15 protein-coding genes are annotated in these 13841 nt (G+C 36.8%); 8 read left to right on the top strand and 7 right to left on the bottom strand.

Translation table 11 applies throughout. The features are described from left to right. Both ACSVI6_RS08205 and ACSVI6_RS08210 read right to left on the bottom strand, forming a co-directional pair. Nucleotides 1–483 carry a hypothetical protein gene (locus tag ACSVI6_RS08205; protein ID WP_491717637.1) on the bottom strand — a complete coding sequence of 161 codons (483 nt, stop codon included), beginning with the start codon at nucleotides 481–483 and terminating at the stop codon, nucleotides 1–3. A gap of 103 nt (nucleotides 484–586) precedes the next feature. Then, nucleotides 587–1924 (bottom strand): dihydrolipoyl dehydrogenase family protein, encoded by a 1338-nt coding sequence (locus tag ACSVI6_RS08210; protein ID WP_491721099.1) that lies wholly within the window; start codon nucleotides 1922–1924, stop codon nucleotides 587–589. 340 nt (nucleotides 1925–2264) lie between these two features. Between ACSVI6_RS08210 and ACSVI6_RS08215 the strand changes: the two genes are divergently transcribed. Both ACSVI6_RS08215 and ACSVI6_RS08220 read left to right on the top strand, forming a co-directional pair. Further along, nucleotides 2265–2981: a gamma-glutamyl-gamma-aminobutyrate hydrolase family protein gene (locus ACSVI6_RS08215; protein WP_491717639.1), complete on the top strand. Its 717-nt coding sequence runs from the start codon at nucleotides 2265–2267 to the stop codon at nucleotides 2979–2981. A 31-nt stretch (nucleotides 2982–3012) separates the two neighbouring features. After that, the gene (locus tag ACSVI6_RS08220) at nucleotides 3013–4662 is read left to right on the top strand and encodes a peptide ABC transporter substrate-binding protein (protein ID WP_491721100.1); all 1650 of its coding nucleotides are present in this window, start codon (nucleotides 3013–3015) and stop codon (nucleotides 4660–4662) included. Between the two features lie 172 nt (nucleotides 4663–4834). Here ACSVI6_RS08220 and ACSVI6_RS08225 read toward each other — a convergent pair whose 3' ends face one another. Then, nucleotides 4835–6238 (bottom strand): APC family permease, encoded by a 1404-nt coding sequence (locus ACSVI6_RS08225; protein ID WP_491717641.1) that lies wholly within the window; start codon nucleotides 6236–6238, stop codon nucleotides 4835–4837. Between the two features lie 111 nt (nucleotides 6239–6349). Between ACSVI6_RS08225 and ACSVI6_RS08230 the strand changes: the two genes are divergently transcribed. Then, complete coding sequence (locus ACSVI6_RS08230; RefSeq protein WP_491717642.1) at nucleotides 6350–7219, top strand: LysR family transcriptional regulator; 870 nt, start codon at nucleotides 6350–6352, stop codon at nucleotides 7217–7219. 14 nt (nucleotides 7220–7233) lie between these two features. Continuing rightward, nucleotides 7234–7725, top strand: coding sequence for an O-acetyl-ADP-ribose deacetylase (locus tag ACSVI6_RS08235; protein WP_491721101.1), 492 nt, complete (start codon nucleotides 7234–7236; stop codon nucleotides 7723–7725). On the opposite strand, the gene ACSVI6_RS08240 is transcribed toward ACSVI6_RS08235, so the two are convergent. Next, nucleotides 7726–8025, bottom strand: a complete 300-nt coding sequence (locus ACSVI6_RS08240) for a hypothetical protein (RefSeq protein WP_491717644.1) — start codon at nucleotides 8023–8025, stop codon at nucleotides 7726–7728. A gap of 450 nt (nucleotides 8026–8475) precedes the next feature. Here ACSVI6_RS08240 and ACSVI6_RS08245 point away from each other — a divergent pair, with 450 nt between their 5' ends. Genes ACSVI6_RS08245 through ACSVI6_RS08255 form a run of 3 tightly spaced genes read left to right on the top strand, consistent with a single transcriptional unit; the run spans nucleotide 8476 to nucleotide 10773 of the window. Then, complete coding sequence (locus ACSVI6_RS08245; RefSeq protein ID WP_491717645.1) at nucleotides 8476–9180, top strand: amino acid ABC transporter permease; 705 nt, start codon at nucleotides 8476–8478, stop codon at nucleotides 9178–9180. 15 nt (nucleotides 9181–9195) lie between these two features. Then, nucleotides 9196–9939: an amino acid ABC transporter ATP-binding protein gene (locus ACSVI6_RS08250; protein WP_491717646.1), complete on the top strand. Its 744-nt coding sequence runs from the start codon at nucleotides 9196–9198 to the stop codon at nucleotides 9937–9939. Between the two features lie 12 nt (nucleotides 9940–9951). Then, entirely contained in the window at nucleotides 9952–10773 is an 822-nt protein-coding gene (locus tag ACSVI6_RS08255; protein ID WP_491717647.1) for a transporter substrate-binding domain-containing protein, read from the top strand. 49 nt (nucleotides 10774–10822) lie between these two features. Here ACSVI6_RS08255 and ACSVI6_RS08260 read toward each other — a convergent pair whose 3' ends face one another. Beyond that, nucleotides 10823–11785, bottom strand: a complete 963-nt coding sequence (locus ACSVI6_RS08260) for an ADP-ribosyltransferase (protein ID WP_491717648.1) — start codon at nucleotides 11783–11785, stop codon at nucleotides 10823–10825. A 30-nt stretch (nucleotides 11786–11815) separates the two neighbouring features. Continuing rightward, entirely contained in the window at nucleotides 11816–12394 is a 579-nt protein-coding gene (locus ACSVI6_RS08265) for a TetR/AcrR family transcriptional regulator (protein WP_491717649.1), read from the bottom strand. Between the two features lie 181 nt (nucleotides 12395–12575). Here ACSVI6_RS08265 and ACSVI6_RS08270 point away from each other — a divergent pair, with 181 nt between their 5' ends. Further along, on the top strand, nucleotides 12576–13205 hold the full coding sequence (locus ACSVI6_RS08270) for a carbonic anhydrase family protein (protein ID WP_491721102.1): 630 nt from the start codon (nucleotides 12576–12578) through the stop codon (nucleotides 13203–13205). 79 nt (nucleotides 13206–13284) lie between these two features. Here ACSVI6_RS08270 and ACSVI6_RS08275 read toward each other — a convergent pair whose 3' ends face one another. Continuing rightward, nucleotides 13285–13668 carry a tautomerase family protein gene (locus ACSVI6_RS08275; RefSeq protein WP_491719417.1) on the bottom strand — a complete coding sequence of 128 codons (384 nt, stop codon included), beginning with the start codon at nucleotides 13666–13668 and terminating at the stop codon, nucleotides 13285–13287. Between the last annotated feature and the right edge of the window lie 173 nt (nucleotides 13669–13841).

Here is a 13841-nt window from a genome sequence, read left to right on the forward strand (position 1 = left end):
TTATTTATAAGCATTTTGAAGGACTTTACCGTTTTGTACTGAGTACAAGACCTTGCTATGATTGCTAGGATCCACCATGTTCATAGTGAATTCTTTATCTTTGGTTTGTTTGGATACATTAGCTGAGGTCTTTTCTAGCCCCTTAACGAAACTAGTCCAGGCGTTGATTCCCTCTGAATTATTTTCATTACTTAATTTAATGATTTGCTTAAGGTCCTTACTGATTGGAACCATTGTAACAGTATCGCTACCTTGGTCATAAGAAACCTTGAACAACTTTTTGTAATTTTTCTTTAATGAATCAACAAAGTTATTGATTGCAATTTGTTGTCTTTGAGCTTGTGATGATTCTGAATTAGCAGATGAGAAGTAAGTAGCAGGTAGGCTACTTTTGGCAGGTGCTTTTTCATGATTTTGACAAGCAGCTAATGTAAGCGATGAAGCTAAAACCATAATTAAACCAATAATTTTAGATTTACGCATCTATATATTCATTCCTTTATCTAACAAGTTATTTACTATCATATCATTAATAACTTGCTACATAAACTAGGAATGATTATTTTAATCAAATTATCTATAAACTTTAAAAACTCGTTAATATATTACTGCCTAGTGATGGGAAAATATTGATTAACCCCTGGATCTGTTGACGACTAATGTGCCAAGAAATGACCATGTTTAAAATTTCGATCGCATCTTCAGCTTGATCACTAAGTTCACTGGCCCCAACTAAAAAGTCATCCTGATCGAATACTAATGTTCTAGCAGCGACAGTTTGACCAGATTCTTTGTAGTACATTTCACCTGATAGGTCCGTGCGCTTAATTGTATAATTATCGTTATTTTCGACCGTTTCAGGATTGATACCAACGGTTGCAAGACGCGGTGAGGCGAATACGTTGGTAGGCATAGGTGGAAATTTAATGGCCTGGTCGGTTTCACCTGTAAATAGCTTAGTAAGATACTTGGTTTCAAAGGTTGCCACGGGGGATAACTCTGGTTTGTCAAAGTCGATCACGTCTCCATCAGCATAAATGTTATCAACACTGGTTTGCAGGTGGTCGTTTACTTTGATTCCCTTTGCATCGAAATCTACCCCCACCTTTTCTAAGCCGATATTGTGAACGACTGGGTTACGTCCGCTAGCGTCTAATACATAATCAGTAGCAAGCTTTTTATCTTGATAGTTCACAACGAGTTCAGAACCTTGTTTTTTAATCGATTTGATTTCTGAATTGGGAACAAAGTGCATCCCCCGCGCTTTTAAACTATCAACTAACTTATTAACTAAGAACGAATCGAAGCCACGTAAAACTTTATCATGGTGCATTAAAACTGTTACGTCCGCTCCTGATTCATGGGCCAGCGTAGCTAGCTCAATTGCAACGTATCCGCTGCCAATAACCGTCATTTTTTTGGGTAATTGATCGATTGATAGAAAATGAGTGCTATCATGGGTTAACTCGGTGCCAGGAACGTCGATGTGGTTAGGCGTCAACCCAGTGGCGATTACAATTTTATCAGTGGTTAATCGTTCCCCGTTCACTTCTAGGGTGTGCTTATCGATTAGTTTGCCATACCCCTTAATGACCTTCACACCAGCTGCCTTTAATCTTTTTTTCATGCCACCTGCTGGATCAGCATCAATATTACGGTGCTTTCTTTGCATGTTTTCGTACCAGTCAACCTTAACTTCATTGTCACCATAGATTTTTTTAAATTGACTAGTTCGGTAGGCTAATTCAGCTGGGATATCTAACGTAAACTTGGGCGTACAACCAAAGTTTGGACAGGTCCCACCAATTGCAGTTGATTCGATAATGGCTGCTTGATAACCCTTATTACCTAGTGGGACGGCCCCATTAACGGCACCGACACCACCGCCAAGGTAAACAACGTCATATTCATATTGATCACTCATTTAATTTCCTCACTTTCCAAATATTAACTAACTAAAATTTTATCAGAAGAATTTGATAAGTAAACGAATTAAACTTGGATTTAAATTAGAAAAAAATTTGACTTTTCTAATGTTTGGTATTATATTATATCTTAAACAAACTAATTGATCGGAGGGAATAATCATGATTATGATTAAAGCTATTGAAATTGATATTATGTGTTGCAAAGTAATAGTGCCAGAACATGGTTATTCTAATTAAGATACCTTGCTGTTTTAGCTATCTTAATTTCCAGTAGATCGCCATCTTTGACACTTTTTGTGTTGATGATGGTTTTTATTTTATAGGGGGAATTATATGATGAAAATCGGAATTACTTCAGATGTTTATGCAAACGATGTTGATCCATTAAGCGGAGTCCCAGATGCCATCATTAAGATGCTTAGACTTCACGGTGTTACTCCGGTTGCTGTTCCGATCGGTAGTGCATCGCTAACTAAGCGGTTGATTGATGAAGTTGATGGTTTGATCATTAAGGGGGGCATTGATGTTAACCCAGAACGATATAATGAATTAGCACTTTCAACTACTGATGTTCCTGATGATAACCGCGATGCAGCTGAATTTACTGCATTAAAAGAATCTACTTCTAATGGAAAGCCAGTGCTTGGGATTTGCCGAGGGATGCAAGCAATTAACGTATTCTTTGGTGGCAGTCTATATCAAGACATTTATACGCAAGCACCTGGTCGGAAGTTTTTACTCAATCACACTGCTGATTGGGACCGCGGGTACTTTCCAACGCATATGCTCAATGTTGATCCTGATAGCTACCTTTCTGAATCATTGGGCACAAGAACAAAGGTTAATTCTCGACATCATCAAGCCGTAAATCGAGTTGGCGATGGGCTTCGGGTCGTTGCGCGTGCTGACGATGGCATCGTAGAATCAATTGAAGGTAAGAATGGTTTGATCCAAGGAGTTCAATGGCATCCCGAAAATCTATGGGAACGTGATGAAAAACAAAATAAACTTTTTGAAAAATTCTTTGAAAACGCCAAAAAACGGGTATTTTAATTTAATATTAGCAATAAATTAAATAGAGGATGTGGTTATATTGAAGAGTCGTTCGATTTGGAAAATTGGAGTTGTTGCAGCTGTATCATCATTGGTGTTAGCAGCTTGTGGTTCAAATAGTAGTTCTAGTCAGTCAGATTCTAGTGCTGGTAGTAAAAAAGACTTAAATTGGATGAGTAGTGCTAGTATCTCGACCCTTGATCCATCGAAAGCCGTTGATAGTATCAGTGATCAGATCGTTTACAACGCATATCGTGGATTATTAACGATCAATGGCGGTAATAATGTTGCCCCAGGTGTAGCGAAGAGCTATAAGGTTTCTAACGGTGGCAAAACGTATACATTTTACTTACGTCATTCTAAGTGGAGTAATGGAACCCCCGTTACTGCGAAGGACTTTGTTTACGGAATTCAACGTAGTGCTGATCCTAAGACAGCTTCTCAAGCCGCTTATTATCTTGATCATATTCAAAATTACGATGAGGTCAAAAATAAGACGAAGCCTGTTTCAGCCCTTGGAGTAAAGGCGGAGGGCGACTACAAGTTAGTAATTAATTTGAGTAGTCCGCAGAGCTACTTTAAGAACTTAGTAACCCTCCCAGTCTTTTATCCACAAAGCGAAGCAGTTGTTAAGAAATTCGGTGCTAGTTATGGGACCGAAAGTCAAAAAGCCGTTTATAATGGACCGTTTAAGGTTACTGGATGGACTGGTAGTAATGATGGCTGGAACTTAGCTAAGAACAACTACTACTGGAACGAACAGGATACTAAGGTTAAAAACATTAAGTATACTGTAGTTAAGGATCCAACGACTGGATATAATCAATATCAAGCAGGTAAATTGGATGAATTACAACTAAACGGTAAACAACAGGTGGAACACTTTAAGAACAGTAGTCAGCTCCACTTACGTAATACTGACAGTGTTTATTACCTAGCTTTGAATCAATCAAAGGTGCCTGCTTTTAAGAACCTTAACGTTCGCAAGGCCATCTCACTTGCAATCGATCGGAATCAACTGACGCAAGATATTTTAGGCGATGGTTCATACGCTGCGAAGGGCTTGGTTCCAAAGGGACTTGCTTCTTATAAGGGGAAGGACTTTACCGATTACTCGAACAATAAGGCCGCAACCTCTAGTAATTTAACGGAAGCAAAGGCCCTTTGGAAGAAGGGACTTGCTGAAACTAAGACTAGCAAGTTGAACTTACAATTATTGAATGATGATACACCGACAGGAAAGGCAGTGAATGAATTTCTGCAAAGTGAACTTGAAAAGCTACCTGGCTTGAAAGTTTCTAGTTTGACGTTGCCACACCCAACTAAGGTCAGTCGTTCACTTAATAACCAATTCCAAGTTGCAGTTGCACTTTGGTCACCATCTGTTACTGATCCAACATCTCCATTAAACATTAAGACTACTGGAAATTCATTGAATTTCGGTAAATGGTCGAATGCTCAATATGATGAATTGATGAATAAGGCAACTGGTAGTGATGCTGGAAATGAAGCAAAACGTTGGGATGATATGGTTAAAGCTAATGATATTCTATTATCACAACAAGGGGTTGTCCCTCTTTACCAACAGGTTCAACCAGAAGTGATTAAGTCTAATATTCATGGCATTAAGTATTATCCAAATGGTCCTACTTGGGATTTATCAGAAGTTTATGTAAAATAAGGATCAAAAATAATTTGTAATCAATAGTAAGGAGACCCCGATCTGTTGGACAGTGATTGTTCGGCAAATCGGGGTTTTCATTTGAAGTGATTTATCTTGCTAATTGATTTCTGATTGATATAATAGTGGAAATAAAAAAGCGAACCATTTCGTGGCTCGCTTTTGAATATGCTTATTTTTGGCTATTTTGTAACTTGGAATGTCTAATTCCATAAACGAAGTAGAAAATAATTCCAATTACCAACCAGATACTAACTGAAATTTTAGTGATGTCTGGTAGGACGATAATGAAGAAGATACTGAATAGTCCAGCGATAATTGGGAGGTATGGATACCAGGGCATTTTAAATCCTTCGTTTTTGATGTCTTTACGCTTTCTTAGTCTTAAGATACCAAATGAGATGAACGTAAATGCAATTAAAGTTCCGGCATTAATCAATGATGCTAGTTGAGCCAGTGGCACTAATCCAGCAAAAATAGCTTGGATGATGGTTGCAATAATGATTGCATTTGATGGCACAGCGTGTTTTTTGGAAACTTTCCCCATTGATTTTGGTAGTAATCCATCACGACCTAGGGCATATACTAGTCTGGAACCTCCAATGAACATTGTGATCATTGCGGTAAAAATTCCGAATAATGCTCCGATGGTAATTAATTTGTTCCATGCGGTAAGGTGAATAACGTCAAGCGCAAATGCTGCGGGATCATCGATGTTAAGTTGCTTATAGTTAACGATTCCAGTTAATACTAATGAAAATGCAACGTATAGAATAACTGCAATTACAACGGTTCCTAAGATTCCCTTGATGACATTTTTACCAGGATCAACAGTTTCGGCAGAGTTAGCAGCAAGTGCATCAAACCCAATAAAGGCAAAGAAAACAGTTGCAGCCGCCGTTGATATTCCACCAAGGCCGAATAAACTAGAATGGAATTCCTTTGGATAAAATGGAACATAATTACTGGACTTAACGTAGAAAACACCAATTATGATGAATAAAATAATAATTGCAACTTTAACGATTACGGCAACGTTTTCGACCTTTGTTGATAGGGCGGTTCCCTTCATTAGAATTGCTGAAATGATTAATATGATCACCACCGCAGTGATGTTGATGACCCCACCTTCCATGGGACCTGCTTGGAGTGCTTTAGGAAGGTTAATTCCTATCGCAGACAATATGTTATTATTAAAGTAAGCAGCAAACCCTGTTGCTTCAGCTGAAACCGCGAGGAAGTATTCCAGGATTAATGACCATCCTAAAATCCAACCGATAATTTCCCCGTAAACAACGGAACCAAATGAATATGCAGAACCTGCAATTGGCATTGCTGATGAAAATTCTGCGTAGGCCATTCCAACCAAACCGGAAACAATTGCTGCGATTAAAAAGGCAATTGCAACGGAAGGGCCCGCATGGGTAGCAGCTTCGTGACCAGGTAAGATGAAGATTCCAGTTCCAATCACGGCTCCGATTCCAAGTGACACTAGGTCGCGTGCATTTAAGGTCTTGGATAATCGTGCATCAGCCTTTAAATAGTTACTGACTGATTCCTTCTTGAATATTTGCATAAGTGATGCTCCTCCTTAGTTATTATAATTAAGACTAACTAACTATATAACTAAGATTAGGATAAGTAAAATTAATAATTGAAATAGTTATATTAGGAAAGGCGATATAAGATGAATAGACTACTAGTAATCGAAGCGATTTTACAAACAAATAGCTTTACAAAAGCTGCTGAACTATTAGGTTATACACAGTCTTCCGTTAGCCAAATGGTGGCCAGTTTGGAAAAAGAATTTAACATGAAAATGTTAAAAAGATCCCGACATGGCATTCAGCTAACTCCCGAGGGAAAGGAATTATACCCGTATATTATTCAAACGATTCGACAATATCAAGCCTTAAAAGAAACCGCTAGCTCTATTCACGGGTTAAAAAAAGGAACCGTTAGAATTGGTGCCATCACCAGTGTTAGTTGCTATTGGCTTCCAGATTTATTTAAGGAATTTCGGAAAGCGTATCCTGATATTGAATTTATTCTTCAACAGGGTGACTACGGAATGATTTTGAATTGGTTGAAAAACGGCATGATCGATTTTGGACTAATGACAGCAGATTATGGAGAAGGATTTCATAAACAGATTATCCATACAACCCAGATGAATGCCTTTTTACCAGTCAATCATCCACTATCCAGTTTGGATCGGATTCCAATTGAAAAATTGTGTGATGATCCATTCATTCTTGTAGAAGGGGGCGGGTACAGTGAACCCCTAGAAGCTTTCAAGCGTTCACACGTTAAACCAAATGTGAAATACAGAATTCAAGATGATTACACGATTATGGCAATGGTAGAAGCAGGCCTAGGCATTAGCATTTTATCAGAATTAGTTTTTCAACGGACTAATTTTAAGGTTGTCAGTAAGCCCGTTGAACCAGCTGTTAAAAGACCAGTTGCGGTTGTATATCGTGATAAAGAGACCCTTCCCATTGCGAGTCAATACTTTATCGAATTTTTAATCAAAAATCGTGAAAAATTAATTTAAGAAGGGTTAAATGAATGAAATCAATCAAATTGGTATTAGGTGATATTACTAAATTTAGTGGTGACGCAATTGTTAACGCTGCTAACCATAGTTTGATGGGTGGTGGCGGAGTAGATGGTGCGATTCACCATGCTGCGGGTCCCGAGTTGAACAATGAGTGTGCACGATTAAAAGGCTGTCGAACTGGCGAAGCAAAAATTACCCGTGGCTATCGACTGCCTGTTAAATACATTATTCATACTGTAGGACCGATTTGGCATGGGTTACCGACCGATGCACAAGATTTAAAAAATTGTTATTTAAATGCGATCAAAGTCGCAGTGCAATATCATTGCAATACGGTTGCATTTCCGTCCATTAGTACGGGGGCTTATGGTTATTCACTCGTTTCCGCAGCTCAGATTGCAATTAATACCTTGAGGTCAATTAGTAGTTCCATTCAAGTAACGATCGTTTGTTTTGATCAAAACACCTTGAATGCATATCAAAATGCGCTTGCTCAATAATTATTGAGAAGAATTATTTTTCTGCGACTTTTTTAAATCGTCTGGATGATGATCATTTTTATCATGGTGTGATCCAGAATTGTTAAAGTATTGGCGGGGAACGAACTGAAATGCAGAACTGTTGCCCTGATTTTGATTTGAAAATTTATAATCTGCGATAATTGATTTCATTTCTTGGTGGGAAATTTTAGGTTGAGTATTATTAGCATGGGCAAATAAATTACCAAATAAGAATAGACATCCAATTGCTAGTGCTGCCAATCCTACGTATAGTCCAACTAAGTAACTACGATTTGACATGTGAAGTCCCTCTTTCGATTTCTAGATGGGAAAGTCTTAAGACTTTCTTTAACTTATTATAAAACAAATTTAAGAGATTGTAATTATTTTTAGTTATTTTTTATTACAAATTAGTTTAAAAATAACTATAAGTGCTATCAATAGAGACTGATGATTCATTTTGTTGACAATCTACTAATGAATTGTTAGTATTAGTTTAACAATTAACGAGTAGGGGGAAGAGCTAAATGACTAGTACTAAGATAATGTGTTGTTCATGGATGAATTGTTGCACTTTATTTAACACTAGTTATTGACCCTTCTGAAAACTATCAACCACAGATACGCATTTTTTAATTGATTGTACACAAACTAAAATGGATTTGGTAGATGAAAAAGAGCAGTAAATTAGTGTTAAAAGCATTAATTTAAGGCTCTTTTTTTGTTAATTGGACATTAGGAAGGAGGAACATGATGAGTACTTGGGATATTGTTAAAAGCTCTTTACCAGAATTAATAAAGGCTGCATTGGTTTATACGATTCCAATTGCAATCGTTTCATTTATACTAGGGCTCGCACTGGGATTAATAACTGCACTAGTGCGAACTTCAAAACGCCGTAATTGGTTCTTGATCGTTAAGGGGATTTTTCGGTTTTATGTGTGGCTGTTCAGAAGTACGCCCCTGTTGGTGCAATTATTTATTGTCTTCTTTGGTTTACCATATCTAAGAATTGCCGGTTTATTACCCGAGGGGATTAAATTAAGCCCTGTTGTTGCTGGGATCCTAACGTTTTCCCTTAATACAGGAGCATACGCATCTGAAACGATTAGAGGTGCAATTCAATCGATTCCAGCTGGACAATGGGAGGCTGCTTACTCACTTGGAATGACGAAACGCAAGGTATTATGGAGAATCATTTTACCGCAAGCCAGTCGAGTTTCCCTTCCTCCGCTGTCGAATGAATTCATTGGTTTGGTTAAGGATACTTCATTGGCTGCTTCGATTACGATCGTGGAAGTATTTGAGGTCAGTCAACAAATTGCAGCCCAAAATTATCAACCATTGATAATGTATATCCTAGCTGCATTGATTTATGCAGTTATCTGTAGTGTGCTTACCATTTTACAGGGATACTTGGAAAAGCGAGTTTCAAAATACGCCATTAAGGAATAGGGGGTGAATCCAGAAATGCTAAAATTAACTAACGTCACTAAAACTTTTGATCAACAAAGGGCGTTGAACGATGTTTCGATTCAGTTCCCCAAGGATAAGACGACCGTGATCGTTGGCCCATCTGGATCTGGGAAGTCGACTCTATTAAGATCTTTGAACCTATTAGAAATTCCAGAATCGGGTGAGTATGATTTTAATGATTTAAAGATTAATTTTGCCAAACCAATCAATTCTAAAACCATCTTGAACGTTAGACGGCATACTAGTATGGTATTCCAAAATTTTAATTTATTTCCGCATTTAACGGTAATTAAAAATGTTATGGAAGGTCCAGTTCAGGTATTAGGTAAGAGTAAGGCTGATGCTCAGCAAGAAGCAAAACAGCTATTAGCTAAGGTGGGCATGGCTGATAAGGAAAATGCTTATCCCGCCCAGTTATCAGGTGGTCAGGCTCAACGGGTCGCAATTGCGCGGTCGCTTGCAATGCATCCAGAATACATTTTGCTTGATGAACCCACTAGCGCTCTTGATCCTGAAATTGAATTAGAGGTCTTGAAGGTTTTATTGAATTTGGCAAGGGAAAAGCAATCATTGATCATTGTTACCCATAATCTAACGTTTGCCCAACGGGTTGCCGATCAAATTGTTTTTATCGAAAATGGTCAGGTGCGCTTTGAAGGGCAGACTAATGACTTCTTTAACTCAGATAATCAAAGAATTAGTGAATTTTTATCAGCAATGTCTTTAAAAAATAATTAGGAGTGTTGAATCATGAAATTTAATAAGTTAATTAAACGTTTATCAGTTGTTACCGCATTATTGGGTGCGGGAGTCTTACTAGCAGCATGTGGTAATTCTTCAAGTAACTCAAGTAGTAGCAATGGTTCCTATAAATCAGAATTAGTGAAGAAGGGGACCTTTACGGTTGGACTAGAAGGAACGTATGCTCCATATTCATACCGTCAAGATGGTAAGTTACAAGGATTTGAAGTTGAACTAGCAAAGGATGTTTCTAAGAAGCTTGGATTAAAGGTTAACTTCGTTCAAACGAAGTGGGATAGTTTAATTGCTGGGCTGGGAAGTAGCAAGTACGATGCCGTAATTAATAACATGACCGTTACTCCAGAACGTGAAAAGTTATATTCCTTCTCAACTCCTTACACTTATTCTTACTATACTTTGATCACTAAGAGTAATTCTAGCATCAAGAGTATTGATGATATTAAGGGAAAGAGCATCGTTGATGGTGCCGGAACCGATAATGCAGTTGTGGCTAAGAAGTTTGGTGCGAACGTTTCATCAACTCCTGAAAGTGCAACTGGATATCAATTGATTCAACAAGGACGTGCTGATGGAACGATTAATTCAGTCCCAGCTTGGAAGTACTATGCAAAGCATAATTCAACCAAGGGATTGAAGGAAATCGATGTTCCAGCAAGTAAGCAAAAGCCTGCTAAGACTTCAATCATGTTCAACAAGAACTCTAAGCAATTGACCAAGAAGGTTAACAAGGCAATTGAAGAATTACGGACTGACGGAACCCTTAAGAAATTATCAATTAAGTACTTTGGTTCAGATATCACTACTAAGTAATTAAATCAATTTAGCGAAATAAAAAAACTGACGATTCCGTCAGTTTTTTTTATTCCACTAAATTCATGGTAATTAATTTATATTTAATTTTAGTTGGTTTGGCTTTAATCTTTTTGTTGTGCTTAGCTGTTCCTACTTTTCCATGCATAGAGAAGTAGGTAGTAACATGTTGAATCTTAGAAATTACTAACTTTGCGTTTGGTTTTAGCAGAAACTCTTTTTCTGGACTATTAATGGAAATCGGGGCAATGTAAGCTCCGTTATAGCCAGCTGGAATGTTAATTTTAAGCAAAATAGAACTTTGAAACCCAGTAGCGATCTTATGTGAGATACTAGATGATGAAAATGCAGCATCCTGATAGATTCGACCAACTTTTAACGTTTGGTTATTAATGCTAGCATCAAGGCCCTTTTCGTTAATTCCACGATAAATGGTCATTTTAAACGGGGTCTTAAATTTCATAATGGCAGAATTAATCAGTTTCGTTTGCTTTTTTACCTTACTGCTAACCTTTTGTTCAGGATATCGTAAGTGTTCGTTGACATTTGTATACCCGTTATTAGTGTAATTGCTAATTGCCTTTACTTGTTGCTTAGTGAGGGTACTGCGCCATTTCTTTTCAATTTTGAGAAGCTTATTATACATTCCCTTATCTACATTTGACGAATGAAAAGAGTATGTAAATCGCTTAAAGTCTTGAACGTAGAGGGGTTGATTTTGGTTAGCAAAAAGCACCAAGTAACCATTTAAGTAACTTTTTATAATGCTTCCGCTCGTGAATTGCGGTAAGGTGACTGGATTATTATAGTCAGGTAACTTATCAGCTAATGGATACGCTTCAATTGTTTGATTTAAAGTCCATAAATTACTAGAGAGATCAGTAACATATGAACTGGTATTGTTATATTCAACTAACGATTGGTTAAAGTTATCCTTAGCATTAGCAGGGATGGAAATGCCAATACTACCAATCAAGATGCTTGCGATAATTGTAACTTTAGTAAGCTTCATAAAAATTAACTCCTATGTTTCATTCCTGTTTTAAGCAGGGAAATAAATATTGAGGATCCGATCTAATGGGTGTACAACATCTTCAACGGTCGCATCTAAGTCAACATCCAGATTATCCTTATACCAAGTTCCGGCATAAACAACGGAACCAGCAATTTCAGCAGAAAGTAGTTCAGAATTACCATTGAATGTGACACCATGCATTTCACAATAGCCATCAATGATCATTTTGATTTTAGATTGAAAAGTTTCGTAAAAAATATTAGATAAGTTAAAGCCATTCTCCGCATCAAGGGCTTCCTTGTTATCCTTAATAAAAATAAACATCGGACGAACAATTTTGGTAATTAATTCGACTCTTTGTTGGACGAAAAAATCTAAATTATCAAACGCAGTCCGAAAGTAAGTATTAACCCATTCCTTAGATGCAAATCGATAAAAGTCATCCTTATTTTTAAAATGTCGATAAAATGTAGCTCTTCCAATATTTGATTTTTTACATAAATCATTAATTGAGATATCCTCAAATGATTGACTTTTTTGTAGTTCAAGTAATGATTCAATTAGTGCTTTGTAAGTCTTTTGGACCCGAATGTCTTTTTTGTTCATTTTTTCACCTTCTATAATTTAAGCGAAGAATTTATGATAAAATATAATATGATACTAACACATATCTGGTACTAATTAATAGTATCTATTTCAGAAAAGTGGATAAAAATCATACATTTGTACTGTTATTCACTATTATTAGATATTTTGGAATTAAAATCAATTAAAAAGAGGGAAAAAATTGTTAGATTATAATAATCAATCCATGTGGAAAAATAACTTTGGCACCCAACAATCGCCAGTTGCCCTTAACAGAAGCGATGCCAATGTTGATTTACAGTCATTCAGCTATTTAATCGAGTCCGATTATATTTTGAATCGTTTAATTGATGATGAAACTACGATTAGACTAACTGGCAACGGAAGCGCCAAGATCATTAATCGTGACTTTAGCTTTCAACAAGTTCACTTCCATTCACCATCCGAACATACAATTGATAATGCTCAATTTCCGTTCGAAATTCATCTGGTACACCAAAATGCAATTGGTCAGTTACTGGTAATTGCCCTAATGGTTACGCTTGGATCCGCTGATCCCCAATTTGAACAAATTTTGAATAAATTTCAACGTGGGCAGCATCAAGATGTGCAAATTGATATTACCGATTGGCTTAATTTTAATGCCAAACATGGCTTTCATTACCTCGGTTCACTAACGACCCCACCATTAACAGAAGGTGTCGAATGGATCGTTATAAGTAACTCACAAATTACGATTAGTAGCGAACAACTGTCTCGCTATCAGGCCATTTTTAACGCTAATAATCGTTCTTTACAATCATTAAATGATCGTAAGCTATTTTATTTTTGATCTGAAATTAATTGTAAAAAAAAACTAGCCGTATGAATAATTCCCAATTGGAATTTACTTCACACAGCTAGTTTTTTTATTAATGTAGTGGGCCATCAACAAACTGCGCCTTACCGTATCCGAAGCTCCAGTCTGCATCACCGTTAGTTGATAAACTAACTAGCAGATTTTTAGGATCAAGGCCAATTTTAGCTTGTAATTCCTTGGCTAGTTGATCGTAATAGGCTCTTTTTTGAGAAACGTTTCTCGAGCGGGTGGTAATTTGAAAAACGACTACGTCCTTACTTCTTTCGATTCCTAATCCTGAGTCTAGAATGTTCATTTCAAATGGTTCGTGTTGGGTTAATACTTGATAACGATCACCATTTGGAATTCCAAAGGTATTTAACATTACTTGGTATGATACCTCTAATAAATCCTTTAAATATTTTTCATCGTGACCCTTAATTACATCAATTCGCATAAGTGGCAAAACAATCACATCCTTAAATATTATTATTGCCATTATATAATATTGATGATTTATTGTGAACCGATTTAATTTGTGTAAAATTTTGCAATCTGATTAATGTATCGTTTACGACCTAATATTTTATTGTTATAATTTACTTGTAAAATTAACTGAAATTGATATAA

Source organism: Nicoliella sp. ESL1106 (assembly GCF_058509965.1).